The sequence below is a fragment of the Streptomyces venezuelae genome (genome assembly GCF_008642295.1).
Taxonomy (GTDB): Bacteria; Actinomycetota; Actinomycetes; order Streptomycetales; family Streptomycetaceae; genus Streptomyces; species Streptomyces venezuelae_C.
On sequence record NZ_CP029190.1, the window covers coordinates 7,342,325 to 7,366,658 of the forward strand.

Genomic DNA, 24,334 nt, shown 5'->3' on the forward strand with positions numbered 1-24,334 from the left:
ACCGCCCCCAGAGGTCGCTCCGCAGCGTGCTTGAATCACCGGATGATCGACTGGTCCACACTCCACGACGCCTACGGCCCGGCACACGCAATACCCGGGCTGCTGGACCGAGCCATCGGTCGTGACCAGGAGGCCATCGACTGGCTTTGGGGGCGCTTGTGCCACCAGGGGACGATTACCCCGGCGAGCATCGCCGCACTGCCGCGGCTCGCGGACATCGCGAAGACCCAGGACGCCGGGGACTGGGCGCTCGATCTGGCCGGAGCCATAGCGGGTGGCCTCCTTCAACCTCACGGCGCCGACGAAGAAGTCGCCCGCTGTGCGGCGACCTTGGCCGAGCTTCGCGCCATGGCCGCCGCCCGGCTGCAATCTGGCTTGGACGGGAAGATCTACCTGAGTCGGCTGCGGGCCATGATCGCGTTCGACGGCCAGCCCTTGTGGTCTGAGGTCCTGGACGACTTCACCGATTCCTTCGTCACTGTCGCGTGTCCGCACTGCGACGCACCGGTGACGGTCGCGGTCGGCGACTACGGCTGCTACTCCTCGATCCGGGATTGGCATCTGGGGGATGTCCACCAGGTCCCCCTTCGGCCAGCTGTTTTGCACGAGCTGACCGGCACCGGGAGGATGTTGCACGAGTCGGCCGTACGGGATGGCCAGCAACGGCTCGCCTGGGGCCTGACGCACCTGTTCGGCCAGGCGGAATGTCCAGGATGCGGGAGTGTCTTCGGCATTGCAGACGAGTACGAGGCCGCCAATGCACCCGCCCCATGGGACATCCGCCACGCAGTACGGTCCGCCATGGCGGCCCCGGTGCTGCGGGCTTCGCCGGCTAGGAAGCGGTAGCCGAACTCAGGGTCCTCACGGTGGGCAGCGAACAACGCGTTCGCGCGATACGCCTCCTCGAGAACAGCGTCGGTCACGGGCTTGCCGAGCCAGCGGTAGTAGGGCTGCCTGGCGAGCTTGAGTACCCGGCACGTCACCGTGACGGGCACCCCGTCCCCGGCCAGCTCCTTCACGAGCGGGTAGATCCTTTTCCCGGCAGATGCGCCTGCGACAAATAGGCCGCAGCCCGACGCAGAACCTCGTTCTCCTGCTCCAGCAGCTTGATCCGCCGACGTGCCTCCCTCAGCTCCGCACTCTCCTTGCTGGAAACTCCGGGCTTGGACCCGTCGTCGCTGTCCGCCCGGCGCATCCACGTCCACAACGTCATCGGGTGGACCCCGACGTCGGTGGCGACCTGCTCGACCGTCACACCCAGACCGCGGTTCCTCGCGACCCGCGCGACGTCCTGGCGGAACTCTTCCGGATAGGGCTTGGGCACAGCGACATCCTTCCCACCTGCCCAGCAGGGCAAGCGAGTTCAGATGTCCCCCGATCGTGCGGCAGCCCCCTTCACCGCTCCAGGGTGACGCCTTGGCCGTCGTTTGAGTCCTGGAAGCTCCGAGGCTGGGCCTGCCGGGCACGGTGGTTTGTCTGTGAAAAGTCGCGGGCGGTCACTCCGCTGAGGGGCCGGCCCAGCGCTTCGGGTCGGAAGATCGTCGTGGGGAGGGATGGGGGACGCATGCTCGAAGTACCATCCCTGCAAGGTTTTCCGGCCGGTACTTCCCAACCTCCGCAGCGGCGTCGTCGGACGGAGGCATCCCTGTAGAGAGGACAGAGGGCAGAGGGCGATGAGTGTGGCTGAGAGTTGGTTGCGTGTGATGAGTCTTCTTCGGGAGCACGCGCCGGCGGATCACGCGGATCTGCCAGGGCCCGCTACGGAGCAGATGCTCGCGGCAGCCGAGGAACGGATGGGGATCGCCCTGCATGGGGACCTGCGGACGTGGCTGTTGCAGAACAATCTGGATCTGCCGGAGGAAGACGTCGAAGACGACGTGGCATGCTGCGGCTTCGACGGGTTCCCCGACGAGGGAAGCTTCTTTCTGGGCATCCGGGCGATGGAGAGGCTCTACGCGAACCGTTCCACGCGCTGTGGATTCGACCCTCCGGACCAGCCGGACAGTCCGTTCTGGCGTAACGAGTGGATCCCGTTCCTGTCGGACCAGGACGGCTGGATGGGAAAGTTCATCGATGTGCGGGACGGGCGCGTCGGCAGTTGGTTCGTGGGTGGCCCCACGGTCACGGGCGAGTACGAATCGATGGCCCAGTATTTCGACTCCGTAGCGGAGACGCTGACGAGGATCGCCGATGGAATCTCCCCGGTCTGTCGATTCAACGAAGGTCGACTTGTCTGGTCGTGAGACGGTTCCCAACTGGATGACGGCCATTGCCAATCCGTCCTCACCCTGGAACGGCAATGAGATTCATCAGCGTTGACGTTCCAGGATGAGGATGGCTGCGGCGACGACGGTCATTCGGTTCGGGCTGCAGCGGGCCCGGCGGAAGACCTGCCAGGACTTGAGCCGCGCGACTTCGTTCGACCGGTGCTCGTGCCGCCGACAGGGCTCGGTTGATTGTCTGCTGGGTTGCGGTGAGGTCCTGGCCGGGAAGCCGTCTGATGGGCGTGGTCACCCACGGGCCGGCCCCGATGTAGGCGCGGTCGGCACAGGACGGGGACGGCCTGGCGTTCGCAGATCCGGATGATGCGGTGGGTGCGGGCCGCGGTCAGGTCGTGGGTGCGGCCGGGCAGATGAGCATGGATACTCACTCGACCAGGGCGTGCGGCAGGTCAAGTGCGGCAGAACGGGGAACCAACGAGGCTCCTGCGCTGATGATTTGTTAGGTCGAACACCTCTCTCAACGGCACGGGAGCCTCGTGAGTTGCGGGACGCTGGCCCGTCACCCGATCCATACCGTTCGTCGTGGGCCGTTCCGGTCATTCGTAGGATCGGAGCATCCAGGGGTGCTGGGTATGGCTGTCACCCGATAGCCGATGATGTGGCTTCCACTGATTGGCCGCCCGGCACCCCGCGACGACTCGGCCGCTAATTGGGATACGCGAACTGAATCGCTCGTATGGATGCGTCGGCGAGGTCGTCTGCTGGTGGGACACAACACCACGTCGGAGGAGGATCGGTGCCGGAATTGTGGGCCGGGACGGACGCGGGGAAGGCCGAGCACCACTGCACGGTCATCGATGCCAACGGGACGACGCTGCTGTCGCGGCGTGTGCCGAACAGCGAGGCTGAACTGCTCGAACTCCTCGGTGATGTATTGGGGATAGCCGACGGCGGCCTGGTCACCTGGGCCGTCGACCTGAACGCCGGCGGGGCCTCATTGTGGATCGCGCTGCTGGTCAACCACGGCCAGAAGCTGCTCTACATCCCCGGCCGGACCGTGCACCACGCCTCAGCGGCCTACCGGGGCAGCGGGAAGACGGACGCGAAGGACGCGTTCATCATCGCCGACACCGCCCGCATGCGCCGTGACCTGCAGCCTCTGCAGGAGCTCGGTGAGATCGCAGTAGACCTGCGGATTCTGACCGCGCGCCGGATCGACCTCGCGGCCGACCGCACTCGCGCGATCAACCGCCTCCGCGCGCAGCTGCTGGAGTACTTCCCCGCCCTGGAGCGTGCCTTCGATCTGAGCACCTCCAAGAGCGCGCTGATTCTGCTGGCCGGCTACCAAACCCCGGCAGCCCTGCGAAGGATCGGCCGGTCGCGGCTCACGACCTGGTTGAAGAACCACGGCGTGCGCACCAGCACCGCTGCCAGGAGCACGGCCGAGGCCGCGGTGACCGCCGGAGAAGCCCAGTTCACCGTCGTTCCCGGGGAAAGGACCTGCGCGCGGATGGTCCACACGCTGGCCGCAGCGGTGACGGCCCTCGACGAGGAAATCTCGGAACTCGAAGCCCAGATCGAGGCCCGGTTCCGGGAGCATCCCGACGCAGAGGTGATCACCAGCATGCCCGGCATCGGCATGACGCTGGGCGCCGAGTTCATCGCCGCTACCGGTGGAGACATGTCCGTGTTCGGTAGCTCCGACCGGCTCGCCGGTGTGGCCGGCCTGGCCCCGGTCCCCCGTGACTCGGGCAAGGTCAGCGGTAACCTCCGCAGGCCCCGGCGCTACAGCAGGCGACTGTTACGAATGTTCTATCTCTCTGCCCAGGTCGCCGCCGTGCATTGCCCTGAATCGAAGCGGTACTACCAGCGCAAACGCGCGGAGGGAAAGTCCCACAAGCAAGCCGTCCTGGCCCTCGCCCGGCGCCGCCTAAACGTGCTCTGGGCCCTCCTGCGCGACCACAAGCTCTTCGAGACCGCTGCGGCCCGCGCAGGCGCGACAGCGATATGACCCGACCACAGTGGGTCACTACCGCCGCTTGACAACACCATTGGGAATCAGTGGCCACTCTGAAAGAGCTCACTGAGCGGCAGAGAATCCGCTGGCCAGCAGTCTCGCCGTCCGCCACACTCGGATGTGGGCGAGGTCCCTCGGTGGTCAGCGCAGGGACCCGTCACTGGAGGAGGAGAATGAGGATGGCCCACCTCCGTCTCGCTTGGGTCCTGTCCGGACGCGGCTGGGCCGATTGCACCGTCAGCGACCACCAGGCGGAAGCCGAAGTCACGGCCTCATACGTCACCGCTGCCCCCGAAGATCTCTTGACGGCAGTAACACGTCTGATCGTCGGCGAAACCGAGTCGCGAGCACAGTTCGAGGCCGAACCCACCGCCTTCCGGTGGATCTTCTGCCGTGAAGGCATCGACGTGTGGATCCGCGTACTGGAGCTGGCCCACGGCAGTGACCACGACAACAAGGGGACCGAGATCTGGTCCGCCCAGCAGAACATCGACGTGGTTGCCCGAGCAGTGATCCGATGCTTCGACGAGGTTGTGAGGGAGTACGGCGAGAGCGCGTACCGCGGCAAGTGGGGTGAGCACTTCCCCCGCACCGAGCTCGAAGCCCTCAGGACCGCGTGGCGCGAACATTGAGGCGACTGGGAAGCCTCCTCGACACACCAGCAGAGGAGCGCCTGCGGACCGGCCGATTCCGCCCCGCGCCCACACCATCAGGCGACGACAGAGCCGCTCAAAACTCACGAACCGCCCCCAGAGAGGCACCGGAGACAGTGTCCTGTTCCTGTTTCCTGACCTGTCAGCCGGTGGTGAACTCCGCGCTACCTTTTCCGAACAAAAGCGTCAGCCCTGTCGGGTTCCCATCGAATTCTCCAGTGAGGAGCTGCAGCAGGAATTCCGTCATGGTGCAGTCGTAGACCGTCCACTCACCGCCGTGCGCATAGACAGCCACAGGCCACGTGCCGGGTTCGTCGCTGCTCGTGATCCAGCCCAGCACGTCCGCTTCGACCGTCTCCCCCCACACCATGATGTCCGCCGGGCCGTAGAGCTCGGCGTGCAACGGGTCGTTCCACTCGTCGACCTCCGGTAGGTCGAGAACATCCGCCGGAAGCCTCGAGGTGTGACGCGAAGGAAAGTGAGGGTCCGTGCTCGGGGCGAAGACGGCCAGTATTCCGTCGATTTCGCCGCTGCCGTAGACGGACAGGAAGTCCCTGTAGTCGGACGGGAATCGGGTGCCGTACGCCGCCGCGATGTCGTCCCAGTCGATAAGGGTACCCCTACTCGACGGCTGCACGAGGTGTCGAAGTCGCTCAAGGGCGGTCATGGTCTCTCTCGTTTTTCGTAGTCCAGCCAGTCGTGGCCTCGCGTGGGAACCGGTTCTCCATCTTCGGTGACTCTTCGGAGGCCGTGCCACTGGCGTGTCGAAGGCCCGTGATCAGGTTGGGAGTCTCGCGGCTGATGCTGATTCCCTGCCCGCGTCCAAGGATGTGCGACGATCACGACGTGGTCATACCTGCCCCTCCACCGTCCGATGTACCGCGCTCGCCGCGTCCCGCGTCGGCCATGTCCGTGCTGGCAGCACTCCTGGACCGCTCGCTGGAGCAGATGACGGAGGCTGCGGCAGACGTCCGCGTGTTCGACAGGGAAACCATTCGCGCGGCATCTGATGTGTGGGACAACAATCTGTTTCCGCTGTTCTGGGCCGCAAGCACGTCCAGCGCCGATGAACGTGACCGACGGGCGACGACCGTGCTGGAGTGGATGGCCGGTCTCGGCGAGCGGCGGCGCGGATGGATGACCGAGCAGGCCGCGATTGCCGGGTACGACATCGAATCGCTCCTACCACCGGCCAAGCCGCACACGCCAGGCCGCGACTACCGCGGACACGTCATGACACCGCAATGCAGGCTTACACGCCAGAACGTGGACGAACTGGTCCCCGACTACGATCTGGCGACGGCATCCGTCCGCCACCTGCAGGTAGAGCGTGCCGGTACTCGCCTGACCGCCTTTCTCCAGTTGGTCACTGATCGAAAGTTTCCTGTCGATGAGCCTGCGCCCCCCGCTGTGCTGAACGTGTGGCTGGACGGTGTCACCGACATCGCCTTCGGTCTTTCCGACACGCAGGGAGTGATCCTGGATGCCGGAGTGCGGGAGGTCGGAATTTCCCTGGGCCCGGGCGGTCGGCTCCGCGCCGCCGGTGGCGAGTACCACCTGGACGACCGTTCATGGCATCTGTCGACCGCTGGTCGACGCGCGGATGCGGTCACCCCGCCCCGAACCGGCGGGTCGGGCCGCCTGGTTCGGCCGCCGGGCGGAGATCTGAGCTCCGACGCGCACGCTGCCGCCGTGCTTCTGCACCACTCCATGTTGGAGCTCCGCTCGGTGCGCTATGCCGCCCATGCGGATCGCGTCCCCGTGCTGAAGCTGTGCCGAGCCTTCTCAGGAGCGGGTGCAGCGATCCTGGCCGCCGGGTCACAACGCGGCGCCCGCCGCCGTGAGGCGGCCTTCCAGGACGTGATCCGAGCCTGGGCCGGCCAGGGCGGGCCGGGCCTCACACGCTGGTTCGTCGCGGTCCTCAGGGAACAGGCAGGCCGCCCGGACATCATCGAGACACCCCGGGCGCCCGAACGAACACCTCCCTCCCTCACCGACGGCTCGCCCGTGTCCGGCACGCCTTCGCAGGCAGCTCTCGTCATGGCCGCCTGGACGGCGGCACACACCGACTACCAGACAGAGCGTCCGGCCGCCGCGCAGCTCCAACTCGCTCTGCCGCCCAGCACTGACAAGAGCTCTTCGGGACCTTGGCGACTGCGGACTGTCGGCTGCACCGAGCCGAACTCCTTCCGCCTCCACGCCGCCGCGTTCCAGGGGCCCGGCCCGCTCGTCCAGGTGGGGAAGCCCACTACTGCCTGCAGCCTCGACTTGCACCAGGGCGCCTTGCTCGTCGCGGCCGGAGCCGGCTGGAGTGCGTCCGTGGGCTGACCCTCACCCAGGGCCACCATCACTCAATCGCTTTCATGACGGGCCAGGCGCCGACCCAGCTCCAGGTTCTCGCCCTGCGCGACTCCCAGGGCCTTGCGGAGCTTCGTCGCTTCGCCACGATGAACCTCCTGCTGCCTCGCGAGGAGGGCGCTCAGCGCTCTTACCGCAGCCGATGCCGACGAGTCGCCAGGGGGATCCGCAGGAGCCGCCGAGGCCGACCATCGAGTCGACTTTCGCAACCGTCCGTCTGCGGACCAAGGTCACCAAGGGCGCCGGATCCCGAGCCGCAGCCCTTGCGATGGTCTTCAAACTCGTCGAGTCCGCCCAGGTCCGCTGGCGAGCAGTGAACGCACCTCACCTCGTCGCCCTCGTCCGCGCCGGAGCCCGCTTCGAATGCGGCCAGCTCGTCGAACGGCCTCGAGAGGCTGCGGCCTAGCCGATCGAGAAGGTCGCATCGGGCGCGGCGTAGTCGACGGGACCTTCGAAGCGCGCCGAGGCACGCGCCACCGCCTGCTGCGGCGTGAGGAAGCGGCCGACGTGTGTGACGATCAGTCGGCCCGCCCCTGCCGTGCTGGCTGTGTCGCCGGTGTCCTCGGGCGTGTGGTGCACCTGGTCGCCCTCGACCGGTGCCTGCGCGCTCTCGGCTTCGCACAACAGCACGTCGCATCCCTCGGCCAACTCGGTGAGGCTCGGGCACGGTGCCGTGTCCCCGGAGTACACCAGCGACTTGCCGGCCGCCTCGATGCGCACGGCGAAGGCGGGGATGCCGTGCGACACCGCCCGGCTGGTCAGTCGGAGCGAGCCGATGGCCGCCTGGTGCCCGTCGTGCAACTCGGTGACGGTGAAGGCCGATTCGATCGGGCTGCGGGCCGGAGTGTTGGTGAGGAAGTTGGCCAGCCGGTCGGCGATTCCAGGCGGCCCATAGAGAGGGATCGGCGCTACGAGGTGGATGTCCGCGTACAAAGCGCCGTAGTACGCGGTGAGCAAGTCCGCGCTGTGATCGGCATGCAGATGCGAGATCCAGATCGCATCGAGCTCATCCAGCCGCACATGCCGCTGGAGCGGGCCGAGCGTCCCGCTGCCCGCGTCCACCCAGATACGAGTCTCCCCGCTCGACACGAGATAGCCGGAGCACGGATTGTCCACGCTCGGGTAGGGCGTTGCGCAGCCCAGAACCGTGAGGTGGAGAAGCTCGTCACTCATCCCAAGATCCTAGAACACGCGATCCACAGGTCTTGACGATTGCTCCTCACGGAAGCTGTCTCACTCAATCCAGTCCGTGCAGGTCCATGCGATCCCGCGACCAACTTCACTGAGAACCGGACAGCGGCCTTGTCCTTTGACAGCGAACTTAGTCCTTTCCCATCCAAGCCAGTCCGTTCGATCAAGAGGCAGGATTGGTTCAGCCTCGGCCCCGGCGACGACGCGTGACTGGCGCTGGGACGGGTGCCGCGTTGGCCTGGAGTGATCGCTCCCAGCCAGGCTGGTTTTGCCCAGCCGAGCAGGAGAGGTGCAGCTGGATCTTCCTCTCGCTGGTGTCGTAGTCGAGTGACACCTGAAGGGTGTGGGACCTACTTGAGCGCCACGTCCTGGGCGGATGCCCTCTCCGGTTGCAGGAGAGCGAGTCGTAGAAGTCGTTCATGCGGGCTGCTACGTCCGGGTTCTGCCGCGCTTGCCGTCCTGCCAGGGGCGTCGTAGGCGTCGAAGCATCCGTACAGCATGTGGGGAACGGTGCACCCCGTCCAGTGGCGCCGCGACCGCGCCCGGGCCGGCGGACGCTCGTAGCCCCCGACGGACGGCGATCACCTGTCCGATGTGATGCGCATGCCTTCGAGCAGCGTGGCGAGGTAGCGGTGTGCGGTGTCGACGCGGTCGGTGGGGGTCCCGCCGTGGACGTTCACGGCGTGGGCGACGCCGCACATGAGCGGGACGAGGTCGGTGGTGGCGAGGTCGGGGCGGACCGCTCCGGCCTCGCGAGCCCGTTCCAGGAGTGCGGTGCCGGCCGACGCGAGTGATTTCTTGAGTTCCGTGGTGCGCGGCAGGGCGTCCGTGGCCGCGGCGGCGACGGGGGCCAGGGCAGCGTCGGCGACCTGTGCTTCGACGATGCGGCCCAGATAGCCCTCCAGCGCGCGCCAGGGGTCGGTATCGTCCAGGGCGCGCCGGCCGTGTGCGGCGAGGGATTCCAGGCAGGGGGTGGCGACGGTCTCCAGCAGCGCCTCGGGGGTGGCGAAGTGCCGGTAGACCGTGGCGACGCCGAGGCCCGCGCGGCGTGCGATGTCGTTGAGCTGCAATGCGGTGCCCTGGTCGACCAGGTCGCGGGCGATGGCGACGATCCGGTCCCAGTTGCGGGCGGCGTCCTTGCGCAGTTGTGGCGTCGTCATGGGTGGGCAGTCCAGGTCGCTCGTCTGATGACACAGGCTCGGCCTTCGATCATATGCGTGGTCCCGAGGTGGCGTGCCTGTGTCCGGGGTGGGCGGCCCCGGGGGCCCGCCCACCCGAGCCGTCAGGACCGGTCCTGCTCCCGGTCGAGGAAATGCGTGATGATCTCCAGCCATTGATTCGGCTGCTCCAGGAAGGGCAGGTGCCCGGTGGCGAGTTCGGCGGTCTGCGCGCCGGGGATGGTCGTAGCCAGCTCGCGCTGGAGGGACACCGGTATCAGGGCGTCGCCGGTGGTCACGATCACGAGAGTCGGCACGCTGATCGCGGCCAGGTCGGCGCGGACGTCGACGCGGCGGACCAGGTCCACCTGGGCGCCGGTGCCGGCCGGGAGGGCCGAGGCGGTCTGCTCGGCGGCTGCGCGCACCTGGTCGGGTGTGAGGAAGTTCAGCACGGGCGCGCTCAGGGCCACGTGGGCCAGGTGGGCCGGGTAGGGCGAGCAGGAGGTGCTGTCCGGATGCGTAGAGCTGGTGCCAGATCGCGGCGGCCAGGTCGGTTCTGGTGTCGGTGCGGGCGAAGGCCGCGCTCACCACGAGCCGGGTGACCCGGTGCGGGTGGCGGACGGCGGCGCGGATCGCGACGGGGCCGCCGAGTGAGTATCCGCAGAGGGCGAACGTGTCGAGCCCTTCGGTGTCCGCCGCGGCGACCAGCTGGTTCGCCAGGTCGTCGAGCTCCAGGGGTGGCGTCGTGGGGGTCTGTCCGGAGCCCGGGTGGTCGACTCCGACGACGGTGTGCCGGGCGGCGAGCCCTTCCGTGATCGGCCCGTAGTCGGCCGCGATGCCTCCGCCCGCGCCATGGGCGAGGAGGAGGCCGGGGCCGGAGCCGTGCACGGTGCGGGCATAGGCGGTCGGGACGGTCAGGGTCATGGTCGGTTCCTCATATGACGAATTGCGCGTTGCGAACGGGTGGCGTGCTCACGTGCGTGCGGCGGCCGTCGCGGGTGCGTGGGCTTCGCTGAGGCGGCGTACGGCCTGAGCGAGGCGGTGGTCGGTCGCCGCGCGGAACGGGGCGACCGGGTGGGCCTGGGCGCCGATGACGACGCCGGTGTGTCCGGTCAGGGACGCATCGGTGGCAGCGACGATCGAGGGCCTGGCCGCTGCGGATGCCGGACCGGATGTGGAGCGTGCGAACGTGCGGCGGACCAGCGGCCACAGCAGCCGCAGGGCAGGCGAGACGATTTTCGGGTCGGTCAAGGTACCGTCGGTCATGTCGGTCGCGGCGCCTCCGGGGTCGGCGGCGAAGACGGAGACGCCCGTGCCGTCCAGGCGGGCGGCCAGGTCCAGGGTGTAGGCCAGGTTGGCGAGCTTGGCGCGTCCGTACCAGTGGAAGCCGTAGTAGCCGCCGGGCGGCTCGACGGCGTCGAACACCCGCTTGGCCACGCCGACCGCGCGGGAGGTCACGTTCACGATCCGGCTCGGCGCCCCGGCCGTGAGCGTGGGCAGCAGCAGTTCCGTCAGCAGGTAGGGCGAGAGGTGGTTGACCACGAACGACGCCTCGACGCCGTCCAGGTCCCGTCGCCGCGCGAACATCGCTCCGACGTTGTTGACCAGCACCGTCAGCGGTTCCCCCGAGGCGGCGTGGTCGGCGGCGATCCTGGCGGCGAGCGCGCGCACTTGGTCGAGCGAGGCGAGATCTGCGGACAGGAACCGGCCGGGGTGCGCAGGGTACGTCGCGTTGATCCGCTCGACCGCCATGGCTCCCCGTTCGGCGTTGCGCCCGACCACGGTGACCGCGAACCCGGCGGCTGCCAGCCCGAGCGCCGTCTCCAGGCCGATGCCGCCCGTTCCGGCCGTGACCACAGCTGTTTTCGTCATGAGTTCCTCCACCCGGCAGGCAATCGGATAGTTAATCCGGTTAGTTGGGGATGGTAGCAGCATACGGATGACCTATCCGGTTAATGGTTCGGGCGCGCCGCCGTCGCTGCGGCCGGCGCGGGCCGGTGAGCACCTCGAACGCGCAAGCAAGCCGCTGACGTGTGCAAACGTCACCGATTTCGCCGGGTCGGGGAACCGCTCGGGACGATCCCGGAGGTGATCGGTCAGGCGAGGCGGAGGCGAGGGGGATGGAGCGGCTGTCACAGACCAGGATGCCGTCCGGTCATAGGGGGTGACCGGACGGCGTACCCCATGGCGTCGTCGGTGTCTTCGGTCGACGCTCGTCACGAGGAGAACACCATGAAGCTCGCACACTCCGACGCACCAGTGCACGACGAACTGGTGCCGTCCCGCTACGCGTTGAACGTCGGCGACATCGACGTGACGGTGATCAGCGACGGAACGATGCAGATCGACGCCCGGACGTTGGCCACCAACGCCGCCAAGGCCGACCTGTCGGCCTGGCTCGGTGAGAACTTCCTGCCGGAGATGCTCGTCTATCCGATCAACGTGGGCGTCGTACGCAGCGGTGGCAGGACCATCCTCATCGATTCCGGGCTGGGGTCGGAGTTCCCTGGCTTCCCGCGGGTCGGCCAGTTGGCCATGCGGCTGGAAGCGGCCGGGATCGACGCCGCGTCCGTGACCGACGTGGTGCTCACCCACTTGCACATGGACCACATCGGCGGGCTGCTCGTCGAGGGGCTGAGGGGCCGGCTCCGCACCGACCTGCGGGTCCACCTGGCTTCCGCCGAGGCCGAGTTCTGGGAAGCGCCCGACTTCTCCCGCACCAGCATGCCGGAAGCGGTGCCGGCGGTGCTGCGTGCGACCGCCTCGAAGTTCCTGGAGGTGTACCGCGGCCAGTTGAAGCCGTTCGAGACGGAGCAGGAGGTGGCGCCGGGAGTGACGATCATCCGCACCGGCGGTCACACCCCCGGCCACAGCATCGTCCGCCTGGAATCCGGTGGCAACCGGCTGACGTTCGGCGGCGATGCCGTATTCCAGTGCGGGTTCGACCAGCCCGGCTGGTTCAGCGGCTTCGAGCACGACCCCGAGGAATCAGCCCGCGTCCGGGTCCGTCTCCTGATGGAGATGGCGGCGAGCGGCGAGCGATTGCTGGCGACCCACCTGCCGTTCCCGTCCGTCTGCCACGTGGCGGTCGCCGGCAACGCCTTCCGCTTCGTGCCGGCCGTCTGGGACTACTGACCGACTCTGGCCGGAGCCGTCGTGTGAACAGCGCGTGGACTTCCGGCCGTGATGCGCAGCCCTGGTTCACGGGTGAGCAGGGTGGAGCAGTGCCCACTTGCCATCGCCCGGGCAGCGCCGCGGCCGGCTCGTCGACGTCCACGAGCGGCGGCACCCGTCGTCGTCACACGACTCGCCGCCGCCTTGTCGTAGCGGAGGGAAGAGCACCGACCCGCCCCGAAGGATGAGGCAACCATGACCATCGAACACTCGCACCACCTCGTGACTCCCCACGCGACCACACCGCCGCCCCGCATCGAGGTGGTTGCCACCGTCGCCGGCGCCCCGCCGATGCCGGAAGGCGCCGAAGGATGAGCATTGTCAGCGCGGAGGAGCTGGAGCAGCGGCGGGATCGCCGCGCGCCCCGCCCCTGACCGCACCGGAGATCCGCCCGCCCTTCAACGCGCCTCGTGCGGCAATCCGCCGCACGAGAACAGAGAAGAACGGGACTTCCCCGACCGGGTGGATCTGTTGATCAGCTTGGAAGGCAGGAGATTGTGGACGTCTACGAGGCGGTCATGAGCCGACGGGCGGTTCGCGGGTTCACCAACCGGCGCATCCCGAAGGAGGTGTTGAAGCGCGTGCTGTCCGCGGCGGCCTGGGCGCCGTCCGGATCGAACCTCCAGCCGTGGCACGCCTACCTGGTGACCGGCGCCCCGCTGGCGGAACTCAAGAGGCGTGCGGGCGAGCGCCTCGCCGCGGGCGATCCCTGGGACGAGCCGGAGTACGAGATGTACCCGCCCGCACTGAAATCCCCGTACCACGAGCGCCGAGCCGACTTCGGTGAGCAGCGCTACGGCGCACTGGGCATCCCGCGTGAGGACGTGGAAGCGCGCCAGAGGGCCGCTGCCGAGAACTGGGACTGCTTCGGCGCGCCCGCCGCCCTGTTCTGCTACATCGACCGCACCATGGGCCGGCCCCAATGGTCCGAGCTCGGCATGTACCTGCAGACTGCGATGCTGCTGCTGCGCGCCGAAGGGCTGGACAGTTGCACGCAGATGGCGTGGGCGAAGTTCCACAGGACCGTCGCCGAAATCCTGTCACCCCCGCACGAACTCATCCTCTTCTGCGGAATGTCGATCGGATTCGCAGATGTCACGGCGAGTCACACCCGGACCGGCCGGGCGCCACTCGGCGAGACGGTTAAGTTCGTCGAGGTCTAGAAGCCGTTGCTCCACCATTCCTCAAGGAAATCGGAACGAAAGGGCGAAGAAATGAAGATTGCTGTCATCGGTGGGACCGGGCTGATCGGATCGCAGGTCGTCAAGATCCTCAATGCGACCGGACACGAGGCAGTGCCGCATTCCCCGTCCACCGGTCTGGACCTGCTCAGCGGGAAGGGACTGGCGGAGGCGCTGAGCGGTGCCGATGTCGTCGTCAACCTGACGAACTCGCCGACCTTCGATGAAGCCTCACCCGCGTTCTTCCAGCAGACTATGGACAACATGGTGACAGCCGCCGAGGCCGCCGGCGTCGGCCACGCGGTCATCCTCTCGATCGTGGGCGCCGACCTGGTGCCGGATCTGGTCTACTACCGCGCCAAGGTGCTGCAGGAGAACATCCTCAAGGCCGGCCCCGTGCCGTACTCGATCGTCCGCGCCACGCAGTTCTTCGAGTTCATCGACTCGGCGCTGTCGTGGACCTCCGACGAGCACACGGTCCGCCTGCCTGCCACGCTCGTCCAGCCCATGGCCTCGGCCGACGTAGCCCAGGCCGTGGCCGACGTGAGCGTGGGTGCCCCGCTGAGGGGCACCCGTGACGTCGCCGGCCCCGAGGTGTTCCGGCTCGACGAGCTGGGCAGGATCACTCTCGCCGCCCACGGCGACCAGCGCGCCGTCGTCACCGACGACACGGCCGGCATGTTCGCCGCCGCCGCGGGGGAGGCCCTCATCGCCCAGCCCGGTGCCGTCATCGCGAAGACGACCTATCAGGACTGGCTCGCACGCTGACCCGGCGGGCACGCGCGGCAGATCTCGCGCGGGCCCGTCAAGGCGCCGTCGGAGGCCTGTGCCAGCGGTGAAGTTTGGCCGGGTTGAGCACGATCCACAGGCTGGTGACCCTGGCGCAGACCTCTTCGACGCCGATCACCGCGTGGGTACTGCGTCCGCGGCGCACTGCCAGGCCGGCGCGTCCGTTGACGGACTCGACGGTCAGCTCGGTGCCCGGGCCACCCAGCAGGACCGCGACCAGGTCCGCGACGTCCTCGGCTCCGTGAACGGTACCCATGGCGGCGGGCACGTTCCCGCCGCTGTCACACACGGCGACGACATCGGCATCCAGGGCGGCCCGGACCGCGGCAGCATCGCCTCGCAGGCACGCCTGGGCAAACCCGCGTACGACGTCCTCAAGCCGGTCGGGCATCCTCAGTTCTTTCGTATCCCACGCCTGTGACCGGCTACCACATCGGTCGGTGACGTCGACGCCCCAGCCGGGTCGGACACCGTCGCGATCTTCTCAGGGTTGAACATCCACATCACCCGGTCGATGCCCTCGGCGGTGGCGCTGACGGTGAGCACGCCGAACTCGGCGCCGTTGCGCAGCAGCACGGCGGACGTCTGCCCGTTCGTGCTCGCCCAGCGCACGTCGAGCCCGTCCCAGAACCAGACGGAGATCGCCTTCATGAACCGCGTCACCCGCCGCACACCCACGATCGACCGACGGGCGACCCCCAGTTTGCCGTTGCCGTCGGACAGGCTGGCCACGTCCGTTGCGAAGAGCCGCTCCAGCGTGGTCATGTCGCCGGAGCGGGCGGCCGTGAGGAAGGTGTTCAGCAGCTGCCGCTGTGCGGCGGCGGTCACAGGCTTGCGCCGTTCGCCCGTCATGTGTTTGCGGGCCCGGCTGACCAGCTGACGCGCCGCGGGCTCGGTCGACTCCAGGACCTCGGCGATCTTCCCGTAGCCGTAGTCGAATGCCACGCGCAGCACGTAGGCGGCTCGTTCGTTGGGTGTGAGCTTCTCCATCAACATCAGCGTCGCGAGCTCCAAGGCCTCACCGCGCTCGGCGCCCAGGTACGGGTCCGCGCTCGTGTCGACGGGTTCGGGTAACCACGGCCCGACGTACGTCTCACGCCGCACCCGCGCGGACTGGAGTGCGTTGATGGCCAGCCGGGTCGTCGTCGTCGCCAGGAAACGCGTCCGGATTGAGCACCGCACGGTGGTCGCACACCTGCCACCGCAGCCAGACCTCCTGCACCAGGTCCTCGGCGTCGGTGGCGCTGCTCAACATGCGGTACGCGATCCCGAACAGGCGTGGCCGCACCTTCGTGAAGACCGCCAGGGCCTCCCCGAGACCATCTGTGCCACCCGGCTTGAGATCCACACCGGAATCCGTCACGCCCTGCCCCCGTCGAATCGTGTCGCCGCCACTGCCCATCTTCGACCGAACAAGCGTGGAAGACTACTACCGCTGGTCGTCCACTGCCATCGACACGTCGATTGGCCGCCATCGCGGCCCTCGACCAATCCTCGGAGGGCTCGTCGGTGGGCAGGCCGAGGTGTTCATACAGATCGCGGACACGGAACAAGGGACTTGACGTAGGCCTCGACCTCGTCCGGACCCTCCTGCAGCACCAGATGTTTGACGTCGTCGGCCGCCTGGTCGGCCAGGTGCCCCACTGGGCGGCGGCCCTCCGTATCAGGCCCAGGACCGGCCTGGGGGAGATCCGTGGGCTTGTGGCTGGTTTCCCACGTCAGACCGACTCTTGCCCCGTGATGCGGTTGAACAGCCGTACGGATCCGTCTCTCGCGCTCGTCGCGATCACGGTGCCGTCCGGGCTGATGGCCACCGCTTCGAGGTCGCCGCGATGGCCGGTCAGTGTTCCCATCGTCTCCCCTGTCGCGGGGTTCCACGTGCGAGCCAGCCCGTCGTCGCCGGTCGTCGCGAGCCAGGTGCCGTCAGGGCTGATCGCCAGGGTGCGTACGGCTACGGCCGGGCGCCTTTCGCTGGTCGACCCCGTGTCCACGGACGTGTCACAGATGCGTACCGCACCGTCTGCGCTGAGGGCGGCGAGCCAAGTGCGGTCGGGACTGATGGCGATGCTCCGTGCATGACCGATTCCGGTCAGGGCGTTGAGTTCGGAACCGGTCACAGCGTCCCACAGCCGCGTGGTGCCGTCAGCGCTGATGGTGGCCAGCCATACGCCGTCGGGGCTTACGGACAGGGCGTCCACTGCCCGCCGATGGACGGTCAGCGTCTGGATCTCGGTGCTGGTATCGATGGTGTGCAGACTCACCGTGCCGGTGCCCCTGGCGATGGCGAGCCATCTGCCGTCCGGGCTGATGGTGGCGGCGCGCACTGGGCCCGTACCGCAGGTCGTGGTGGTCAGCAGGGTGCCATCGCCTGTGTTCCAGGTGCGCACTGTGCCGGCGGAGTCGACTGTGGTGAGCAGGGCGCCATCAGGGCTCGTACCGGTCGCGCGTACGGCGTTCGGGGACCAGGTGGCCGGTGCTCCGCTCGGCAGGGCGAGAGTGCGCAGCCGTCTCCAGGAGGCGGTGCTCCACAGTTGTGTCGTGCCGTCGCGGTTGACGGTGGCAAGCCATGCGGCGTTCGGATCGGCGACTAGGGCCTGTTGTGAAAGTGCTGGTCACAGCCACTCGTTGATGGCTGCGACCAGCACGGTCGCTTCGTAGCGAACGGCGAGTTTGTCGTACCTGGTGGCGACGGCGCGGTGGCGCTTGAGGCGGTTGATCCCGCACTCGACCGCGTGCCGCTGCTTGTAGTCGTCCTTGTCGAACGTCGGCGGCCGCCCGCCGCGGGAACCGCGCTTGAGGCGGTTGCGGACCCGGTCCGCGGGCACGGGGATGGTGGCCTTGATTCCGCGTCTGCGCAGGTAGGAGCGGTTGCTCCGGGAGTCGTACGCCTTGTCGGCCCGCACACGGTCCGGCCGCTTGCGCGGCCTTCCGAGCCCGACCCGGGGCACCCGTATTGCCTCCAGGACCGGCTCGAACTGCGGAGAGTCGCCCCGCTGCCCGGCGGTGATCACCACCGACAAGGGCTTCTGCCCTTGCTCGACGGCAAGGTGGATTTTGGTGGTCAGGCCGCCTCGGGACCGTCCGAGGCCGTGGTCGGCCGGCTCGACGAAGACGCCGCCAGGCGGCTCTTTCTGGAGATCCCCTTTTTCGCCGCTCCGGCGGCGTGCTGGTGGGCCCGGCAGACGGTGGAGTCGACGTTGACCTCCCAGGTGATCAGGCCCTTGGCGTCCGCCTCGGCCTGCAGCTGGGTGAGGATCTGGGCCCAGGTTCCGTCGCGCTGCCAGCGCCGGAACAGGTCGTAGACCCGGTCCCACGGCCCGTAGCGTTCCGGCACATCACGCCACGGGGCACCGGTCCGGGTCCGCCACCGTATGCCGTCTATCAGCTGTCGCCGCGTCCACACCTGCGGCCGGCCCGGCTTGATGCCCCGCGGCAGCAGCGGCTCAAGCCGGGCCCACTGGCCATTCGTCAGATCCCCACGTCCCACAGGACGTGATCATCAACGAACAAGATCCACTTTCGCAACAGACCCTAGCGCGGTGACCCAGCTGGTGTTGCCGGCGAGGGTATGCACGTGCGCTCCGGACGCCGTGTCCCACACGCGTACGCTTCCGTCCGCACCGGCTGTGGCCAGCCACGTATCCGTCGGCTGATCGTCAGCGCGCCCAGGGGAGCTGTCTCAGCTTCTCCGAAGGCCGTGATCTCCGTGCTGGTGCTGACGCTCCGTATGCGAACGGTTCCGTCTTGGCCGGCGGTGGCGAACCATGTGCCGTGGGAGTTGACGGCCAGGGTGGTCGCGCAGTGGTTCGTGTCGGTGTGGCTGCGCATCAGCGAGGGGTCGGGCAAGTCCGGTGGGGCCCACTTGTTGACCAGATTAGGGTGGGAGGTGGGGAGGGGAATGCGGTGGGTGTTCCAATGGGGAAGAGGTCCAAGTCGGCTGCGGAGCACGGCGTTGAGGGCCTCGGACGGGTCGGTCGGCGTGAGCAGGTGCGCCGCACGGGCCAGATCCCGTGCCATGGTGCGCGTGGCAGGAGTTCGAACGCGGTCGAGGTCGCGGATGGCGGCGTTGGGCCCCACCCGGTCCAGGTGCGCCCTGATCCAGCGCAGGTCACCGGCCAGCGCCTGCGCAGCGTCTGTCTGGTCGGCGTCTACTAGTGCCGCATCAGGCAACGTTTGTCCCGTCCTGACGTGTCGCCCGGTGGCTGTACCAGGCGGCACGTCAGGACGGACAGAATGATCACGTGGCTGAACGGGTACGGGTCCGCGATATTGACGACGACGAAGGCAGACAGTTGCTGCGGATCATCCGCCGGGGCACCGGTTCGGTGGTGACTTGGCGGCGGGCCCAGATGGTGTTGCTGTCCGCCCAGTACATGAGCGTGGCGAAGATCGCCGAGGTGACTTTTACTAGCACGGACCGGGTCAGGGATGTGATCCACAACTTCAACGCGGACGGCTTCGAGGCTCTCTACCCGAAGTACAAGGGTGGGCGGCCTCGGACGTTCACACTGCCCGAGCGCCGGGAGATCAAGAAAGCCGCCAAGTCCAGGCCAGCCGAGCACGGCCTGCCGTTCTCGACCTGGAGCCTGGCCAAGCTGGCCGACTTCCTGGTCGCCGAGGTGGTGATCGACGACATCAGCCATGAGGGCCTGCGATCCTGCTCCGCGAGGAAGGCGTCACCTTTCAACGAGTGAAGACCTGGAAGACCTCCCGGGACCCCGACTACGCGGCCAAGAAGGCGAGGGTCGAGCACCTCTACGCGATCGCGGACGGCGAGGTCACACCCGAGGTAGACGAGCCCGAGGTCATCTTCTGTATGGACGAGTTCGGCCCGCTCAACCTCCAGCCCCACCCCGGCCGGCAGTGGGCTGCACGGGGTGGCAAAGGCAAGGACCCCGATCGCGAGCCCCGACCCCGGCGTCGGGCGACCTACACCCGCCCGCACGGCGTGAGGCACCTGTTCGCTGCCTACGACATAGCCAAGAACCAGCTCTACGGACACATCAAGAAGACGAAGAACCGGTCCAAGTTTTTGGAGTTCTGCCACTACCTGCGCTCACTGCACCCGCTGGACGTGCGCATCGCGATCGTCTGCGACAACTACTCACCGCACCTGACGACGAAGCGATGCCAGAGGGTCTTGACCTGGGCGGCGGCGAACAACGTCGAGATCGCCTACACCCCGACCAACAGCTCCTGGCTCAACCGGATCGAGGCCCACTTCACCGCCCTGCGCTACTTCACCCTCGACGGCACCGACCACGTCAGCCACAAGGAACAGGCCAGCATGATCCGCCGCTACATCATCTGGCGAAACCGCCACGCCGACGACGTCCAGCTACGCCAGATTACGACCCGGGCGAACGTCGCCTGATAGACGATCAGTCGCCGATGAAGAGGAGATAGCGATGCACCCCTTGCAAGGCCACCTCGCATAGTGCTCGAACCTCGGCGACCCACTCACCACCCCGCTCAGCCGGAAGCCGGTCCAGCTCCGCGAGCAGCGTTGGGACCTGCCGGTGATTGAAAACGGCATCGCCGTATGGGTCAAGCGCCCCGAGCATGGGGAACGCCGCCTTGTCCAGGCCGCCCAGAGTGGTCTCCCACGGTAGCCCGCACCCTGCCCTCGCCACGACCTCGCCCTGGATCTCGCGGCACACCCTCATAGAGATCACCAAATGATCGTACTCGGGCAACACGGCTATGGAACCAGGCGAACGTTCCCTGCTACGGCACTAGATCACGCCCTCACCGGAGCGAGCAGGGCGTTGGTGCCCACGCCTTGTTCAGGGGCGGACAGAACTCCGCCCGTGCACCCGCCAGCGAATGGCCAGCGCGACCCCCGCGGGAGGCGGCACGTCCCCGTCTGTGATGATCGCTCCTTGACGAGGAGGACGTTATGGGTGACTGGGAAGAAGAGCCGACGGGCAGGCATCGCCTGGACTGGGGCGCTGTCCGCTTCCGGGCCGGCGATGTGCTGTCGCTGGAATGCCCACCCACCGAGACCACAGTCGCTTCGGTCTCTCGCTTCTACGTGTCCGTACGGTGGCCGTGGAACGACGTCGACCCGGAGGCGCACAGCTTCTGCTGGAACGGCGAGACCGCGCTGCCCACGCCGGAGGCTTTCGACTGGGACCGTACGTACTTCCGTACCGTGCCGGCGGAAACAGACCTGAAGGCTGGCGACACCTGCCTGGTGGGAATCGTGCCGACCGTGGTGCACGTCGCGGCCGTCCACCACTTCGATCCACCTCTGGTGACCGGCATGCTGCCCCGCCCCGCCTGCTACCTCGAAATCCTGCGGCAGGGCGAAGCTCACGATCCCGAGCTCGAGGACCAGGGATATGCCCTCGACCCGGTCGGCGCTGAACCCATCCGCATCGAGTTGCTGTTCCGTCCCTACGCCTTCCTGGAGGCAGGCGACGAAGTCGTTGACCATGACGGGCGCGCCTGGCGGTTCGACGGCCCCTGGGACTGGCATCCTTTCGACGGCCAGCAGACCACCATTCCGGCGTGGCCACTGGAGCTCCTCTCCCGCAATGGCGATCCGGCACCCGAGGACACTGCGGCGGTCACCCAGCTGACGGGCACTGGCAGCCACGAAGAGGAGCTTCAACGTTGGACCCGTTTTGCTCTTGCTAAACGGTCCACCGACCAGCCGTAGTCGAACCAGGAGCGGGGCGTTCCCCCACTTCCTTCAGTCGGGGCATGTGCACGCGCCGATGTCGCGGGGAATTGCGCACGCTGCAAAATACCGACCCTTCACCAGTGCCGACGAGATACCACCGAGGCGGTCATCGGTGCGATTACGGGGACCCTGCCCCGCCCCGGGCTGCTCGTCCTCGGCCGCCACGACAACGCGGGCCGGCTGCGCGCGGTCGGCCGCACGGTACCCCTGCGCCCGGACGTCGCCCGGCAGGTCGCCGAGCACCTGACCGCGGCCCGTCCCGGGCACCCCTGGACCGGGGTCACGTTCGCCGCAGCGTGGGGGAGCCGTGACGTCCTGGACGTCACGCTGGTACGCCCGGACCTGGTGGCGGAGGTGAGCGCGGACAAGGCCATTGAGCAGGGCGTTTTCCGGCATCCGCTCAGGTTTCAGAGGATCCGCCCTGGACGTGACCGCCGGCCATGTTCCGCCCTTCGGCCAAGGGGCGGCCGCGGCGGCCGGCTGACCGCCCGCCGGCGCTGGCGAACCCGGCCCCTCGGGGGCCGGCACTGATGGGTGCTGGCCCCCGGGTCGTGTCCTCCGCAGGGGTGAATCCGGGCCTCGCGCACGTGTAGGCGGCTTGTGCGGTGCGTCCCCAACTCGCCCCTGAGGATCTGGGCTTTCCTGCGCTGGCTGCCCGGGGCGCGCTCGAATCGGTAGCGGCGGTCGTGGTCAGCGGAGTTCGTGCAGCCGCCGTATCTGGGGGGCCATCAGTTCTAGCGGGAATTGCATGGCTTCCACCGAGTCGGACGGACTCATTCTGAACTCGGCGATCACGGAGCCGACCCGCACCACCGTAAACCTTTCGATAGTGCGGATTTCCGCCGTATCGGGGTTGATGTCGCTGACATCAGTCCAGGACGTCCGGTTGTAGGCCAGGGCCCCGTCGCCTTGCGCGGGCGCCTGCACCGTAGTGAGGATCATGCGGGTTCCGGAGCCGTTGCCGCTGGCGATGCCGCGGATGTGGAACTCGCGGCAGCCTTGCATGGCCTTGCGGAGCTCGTCGAGCTCTTTGGCGGCGTCTGCCGGGCTGAGGTGGGCTGTGAGGGTGGTGCTCGCGCCCCACTCATACCTTTCTTTGCTGCCGAAGTTCTGGACCACTTCGGGGAGCTGCGGCTTGTACCGGTACGGGTCGATGAACGGGACGCAGTCGGGATTGCTGATGGAGGTGGGGGCCCACTCCGCGTCGCGCTTGGACACCCTCTTCTCTGTCCGGCCGGCGGGCTCGATCTGGTCGTCCGGCAGGGTGGCCGCGAGCAGGTCTGCGGTGTTGATCGCCCGGGGCGCGTTCGTTGGCGTGGCGGAGGCGGCGGCGGGCGTGGCCGGGAGCGATTTCGGGTCCGCGTGAGCGGCCGGGTCCGCGACGTTGCAGCCAGTGGTCAGGGTTGTTGCGAGCAGCAGCCCCGCGGCCGCCGTGCTTCGTCTGCCGTTTGCTCTGCCGCCTGCGCCGTTCACACGTTCCCCCTGGTGGATCAGTTTCGACCGGATGCTATCCGGGGCTCGGGCGGCGGCTTGCACCCGGTCCAGAGCCTGGCCGGGCGTGGGGCATGGCCTGGCGTGAGTGGGAGTGGTGCTGGGTGGGCGTTAGCAAGGCCGGGGCTGTCCCTGCCGCGTGGTGCAGCGGTAGTGGCGGGTGACCAAGCTGCCGCCATCAAGCACCAATCGTGAATGGCCGACTTCCATGAGAGCGCTCGTTGTTCGCCTCAGCGTGGGAGAGGCGGGGCGTCCTGGACATCACGCTGATGCGGCTGGAATTGGTGGCGGAGTTCAGCGCAGAGGCTGTGGACCACGGCGGGGTGGTCCGGCACGCGCTCAGGTTCAAGCGGCTGCGCCTGGACGTGACCGTGGACGATGTGCCCGGGTTCGGGGCGGGGCTGGCTGCGGCTGCCGGGTGAACCCGTGGCGTCGCCTCGCGTGCGGGGCGCACCCTGAGCGGCGGGGCTGCGGGAGTCGTACTACGACGGCGTTCGCCAGCGACGCACGCCGGTTCGATATTGACCACATGGTATCCGTAGCCGCAACAGAGACGGATGGCCTAACTGCCAGTTGAGCGCGTCAGCAGCATGCCGCTGACAGCGAATACCCGGGAATGAGAGGGCGCATGGCTGTCAAAACGGGGGATCGTCGACGCCCGTCGAGGCGAGGGACGTAGCCGCTCCCCATCCCGATGCGCCAAGCTCTGCATCGCAGAACTCGAACGGGTTGCGTCGCACTTCCAGCCCTGAGGTGTCCTCGTCCCAGGCCTGGAGGGTTTCGATGGCCAACTCCTGGTGCTGCCATCGTTCACTTGCGGCCAACACCTGACGCAGGAGCGGAACGAGGGCTTGCCGGTGATGGACGAGCCGTGAGTCATCAAGCAACGGGATGCATGCAGTAATCGCGGCAACACGTACCCGCAGGTCAGGATCCCTGAGGTATCCGCTGACTGCGATGAAGAGCTGCGGGCGGATCCGGCGGATCCCGGTGAACGGCGGATGGTCCTCAGGGGGGAACCCGTGACGGCGACTGGCCGCCTCGGCTTCGTCGTCGGCCTCTCGGGCAACCGATCCCAGCCAGTCCAGGAGTTCTGCTCTTATCAGCCCGGGGACATCGTGCCGCTTGTCGACGTGCCATTGGGTGCGGGGATCAGTAAGAATCCCCGCCACATACAACGCGGCGGGGATGGTCGCCTCGTACAGGGTGTTCTGGTGATGCACCACATGGTTCAGATAGTCCAGCGCACGGGACCTCACAGACTGGTCTGTGTCCAGAAGGCGAACCAGCATCTCACGGGCGTCGTCCGCTGCACCCATGGCATGTTCCAAGGCTGCCCAATCGGTCCCGTCCAACACGGCTGCGGGGTCGGGTATGCCCTTGGGTGTCTGGGCTGCTTCGCTTGTCACGTGG

The 24,334-nt window shown here is 67.8% G+C and carries 22 protein-coding genes and 6 pseudogenes; 12 read left to right on the forward strand and 16 right to left on the reverse strand.

Features of this window, described 5'->3' with window-relative positions; all coding sequences use genetic code 11:
* The first annotated feature begins 42 nt into the window (after positions 1-42).
* Complete coding sequence (locus DEJ50_RS34200) at positions 43-846, forward strand: hypothetical protein (protein ID WP_190344836.1); 804 nt, start codon at positions 43-45, stop codon at positions 844-846.
* Between the two features lie 169 nt (positions 847-1,015).
* On the opposite strand, the gene DEJ50_RS35010 is transcribed toward DEJ50_RS34200, so the two are convergent.
* Positions 1,016-1,324 carry a transposase gene (locus DEJ50_RS35010; protein ID WP_150211666.1) on the reverse strand — a complete coding sequence of 103 codons (309 nt, stop codon included), beginning with the start codon at positions 1,322-1,324 and terminating at the stop codon, positions 1,016-1,018.
* A gap of 379 nt (positions 1,325-1,703) precedes the next feature.
* Between DEJ50_RS35010 and DEJ50_RS32865 the strand changes: the two genes are divergently transcribed.
* Entirely contained in the window at positions 1,704-2,243 is a 540-nt protein-coding gene (locus tag DEJ50_RS32865; protein ID WP_263399216.1) for an SMI1/KNR4 family protein, read from the forward strand.
* A 66-nt stretch (positions 2,244-2,309) separates the two neighbouring features.
* Here the strand turns inward: DEJ50_RS32865 and DEJ50_RS32870 are convergent.
* Positions 2,310-2,632, reverse strand: a pseudogene (locus DEJ50_RS32870) (transposase family protein); the annotation flags it as partial.
* 386 nt (positions 2,633-3,018) lie between these two features.
* Here DEJ50_RS32870 and DEJ50_RS32875 point away from each other — a divergent pair.
* Entirely contained in the window at positions 3,019-4,233 is a 1,215-nt protein-coding gene (locus DEJ50_RS32875) for an IS110 family transposase (RefSeq protein WP_150205310.1), read from the forward strand.
* Positions 4,234-4,418: 185 nt separating this feature from the next.
* Positions 4,419-4,871, forward strand: coding sequence for a hypothetical protein (locus DEJ50_RS32880; RefSeq protein WP_190344172.1), 453 nt, complete (start codon positions 4,419-4,421; stop codon positions 4,869-4,871).
* 163 nt (positions 4,872-5,034) lie between these two features.
* Here the strand turns inward: DEJ50_RS32880 and DEJ50_RS32885 are convergent, their stop codons facing one another.
* Positions 5,035-5,559, reverse strand: coding sequence for an SMI1/KNR4 family protein (locus tag DEJ50_RS32885; protein WP_150205309.1), 525 nt, complete (start codon positions 5,557-5,559; stop codon positions 5,035-5,037).
* A 239-nt stretch (positions 5,560-5,798) separates the two neighbouring features.
* On the opposite strand from DEJ50_RS32885, the gene DEJ50_RS32890 reads away from it, so the two are divergent.
* Together DEJ50_RS32890 and DEJ50_RS32895 are read left to right on the forward strand one after the other, a co-directional pair.
* Entirely contained in the window at positions 5,799-7,220 is a 1,422-nt protein-coding gene (locus DEJ50_RS32890; protein ID WP_150205307.1) for a hypothetical protein, read from the forward strand.
* A gap of 220 nt (positions 7,221-7,440) precedes the next feature.
* Positions 7,441-7,656 (forward strand): annotated as a pseudogene (locus DEJ50_RS32895) (IS256 family transposase); the annotation flags it as partial.
* Here the strand turns inward: DEJ50_RS32895 and DEJ50_RS32900 are convergent.
* The 5 genes and pseudogenes from DEJ50_RS32900 to DEJ50_RS32915 form a co-directional block, all read right to left on the reverse strand.
* A complete protein-coding gene (locus tag DEJ50_RS32900; RefSeq protein WP_150205305.1) occupies positions 7,653-8,423 on the reverse strand; it encodes an MBL fold metallo-hydrolase in 771 nt (256 codons plus the stop codon). The pseudogene DEJ50_RS32895 and the gene DEJ50_RS32900 sit on opposite strands and share 4 nt — an antisense overlap.
* Positions 8,424-9,022: 599 nt before the next feature.
* Positions 9,023-9,601, reverse strand: a complete 579-nt coding sequence (locus DEJ50_RS32905; RefSeq protein ID WP_150205303.1) for a TetR/AcrR family transcriptional regulator — start codon at positions 9,599-9,601, stop codon at positions 9,023-9,025.
* A gap of 122 nt (positions 9,602-9,723) precedes the next feature.
* Entirely contained in the window at positions 9,724-10,068 is a 345-nt protein-coding gene (locus DEJ50_RS35015) for an alpha/beta fold hydrolase (RefSeq protein ID WP_223838221.1), read from the reverse strand.
* A 133-nt stretch (positions 10,069-10,201) separates the two neighbouring features.
* Positions 10,202-10,522, reverse strand: a pseudogene (locus DEJ50_RS35020) (alpha/beta fold hydrolase); the annotation flags it as partial.
* Between the two features lie 48 nt (positions 10,523-10,570).
* Positions 10,571-11,470 (reverse strand): SDR family NAD(P)-dependent oxidoreductase, encoded by a 900-nt coding sequence (locus DEJ50_RS32915; protein ID WP_150205301.1) that lies wholly within the window; start codon positions 11,468-11,470, stop codon positions 10,571-10,573.
* A gap of 360 nt (positions 11,471-11,830) precedes the next feature.
* Between DEJ50_RS32915 and DEJ50_RS32920 the strand changes: the two genes are divergently transcribed.
* The 3 genes from DEJ50_RS32920 to DEJ50_RS32930 all read left to right on the forward strand — a co-directional run bounded on the left by DEJ50_RS32920 (position 11,831) and on the right by DEJ50_RS32930 (position 14,721).
* A complete protein-coding gene (locus DEJ50_RS32920) occupies positions 11,831-12,733 on the forward strand; it encodes an MBL fold metallo-hydrolase (RefSeq protein ID WP_150211667.1) in 903 nt (300 codons plus the stop codon).
* A gap of 536 nt (positions 12,734-13,269) precedes the next feature.
* Entirely contained in the window at positions 13,270-13,935 is a 666-nt protein-coding gene (locus DEJ50_RS32925) for a nitroreductase (RefSeq protein WP_150205299.1), read from the forward strand.
* 51 nt (positions 13,936-13,986) lie between these two features.
* Entirely contained in the window at positions 13,987-14,721 is a 735-nt protein-coding gene (locus DEJ50_RS32930) for an SDR family oxidoreductase (protein ID WP_150211668.1), read from the forward strand.
* Positions 14,722-14,758: 37 nt separating this feature from the next.
* Here DEJ50_RS32930 and DEJ50_RS32935 read toward each other — a convergent pair whose 3' ends face one another.
* The 5 genes and pseudogenes from DEJ50_RS32935 to DEJ50_RS35670 form a co-directional block, all read right to left on the reverse strand.
* Positions 14,759-15,133, reverse strand: a complete 375-nt coding sequence (locus DEJ50_RS32935; RefSeq protein WP_150211669.1) for a siderophore-interacting protein — start codon at positions 15,131-15,133, stop codon at positions 14,759-14,761.
* Between the two features lie 2 nt (positions 15,134-15,135).
* A pseudogene (locus DEJ50_RS32940) lies at positions 15,136-16,090 on the reverse strand (sigma-70 family RNA polymerase sigma factor).
* Between the two features lie 370 nt (positions 16,091-16,460).
* Positions 16,461-17,129, reverse strand: coding sequence for a WD40 repeat domain-containing protein (locus DEJ50_RS32945; RefSeq protein WP_150211670.1), 669 nt, complete (start codon positions 17,127-17,129; stop codon positions 16,461-16,463).
* A 225-nt stretch (positions 17,130-17,354) separates the two neighbouring features.
* Positions 17,355-18,229, reverse strand: a protein-coding gene (locus tag DEJ50_RS32950) for an IS5 family transposase (protein ID WP_223837762.1) whose coding sequence is annotated in 2 segments (ribosomal slippage) — positions 17,355-17,842 and positions 17,842-18,229 — 876 coding nt in all. Because the reading frame shifts where the segments join, the coding sequence is not laid out codon by codon here.
* A 12-nt stretch (positions 18,230-18,241) separates the two neighbouring features.
* Positions 18,242-18,391: pseudogene (locus tag DEJ50_RS35670) on the reverse strand (hypothetical protein); the annotation flags it as partial.
* Positions 18,392-18,983: 592 nt separating this feature from the next.
* On the opposite strand from DEJ50_RS35670, the pseudogene DEJ50_RS35495 reads away from it, so the two are divergent.
* A pseudogene (locus tag DEJ50_RS35495) lies at positions 18,984-20,116 on the forward strand (IS630 family transposase).
* Between the two features lie 7 nt (positions 20,117-20,123).
* Here the strand turns inward: DEJ50_RS35495 and DEJ50_RS34210 are convergent.
* Positions 20,124-20,408 (reverse strand): hypothetical protein, encoded by a 285-nt coding sequence (locus DEJ50_RS34210; RefSeq protein ID WP_223838213.1) that lies wholly within the window; start codon positions 20,406-20,408, stop codon positions 20,124-20,126.
* Positions 20,409-20,641: 233 nt separating this feature from the next.
* Between DEJ50_RS34210 and DEJ50_RS32965 the strand changes: the two genes are divergently transcribed.
* Complete coding sequence (locus DEJ50_RS32965) at positions 20,642-21,406, forward strand: hypothetical protein (protein WP_150211671.1); 765 nt, start codon at positions 20,642-20,644, stop codon at positions 21,404-21,406.
* Between the two features lie 714 nt (positions 21,407-22,120).
* Here DEJ50_RS32965 and DEJ50_RS32970 read toward each other — a convergent pair.
* A complete protein-coding gene (locus tag DEJ50_RS32970) occupies positions 22,121-22,903 on the reverse strand; it encodes a hypothetical protein (RefSeq protein ID WP_150211672.1) in 783 nt (260 codons plus the stop codon).
* A gap of 239 nt (positions 22,904-23,142) precedes the next feature.
* Here DEJ50_RS32970 and DEJ50_RS32975 point away from each other — a divergent pair, with 239 nt between their 5' ends.
* Positions 23,143-23,343: a hypothetical protein gene (locus DEJ50_RS32975; RefSeq protein ID WP_150211673.1), complete on the forward strand. Its 201-nt coding sequence runs from the start codon at positions 23,143-23,145 to the stop codon at positions 23,341-23,343.
* Between the two features lie 213 nt (positions 23,344-23,556).
* On the opposite strand, the gene DEJ50_RS32980 is transcribed toward DEJ50_RS32975, so the two are convergent.
* A complete protein-coding gene (locus tag DEJ50_RS32980) occupies positions 23,557-24,330 on the reverse strand; it encodes a hypothetical protein (protein ID WP_150211674.1) in 774 nt (257 codons plus the stop codon).
* Positions 24,331-24,334 lie beyond the last annotated feature (4 nt).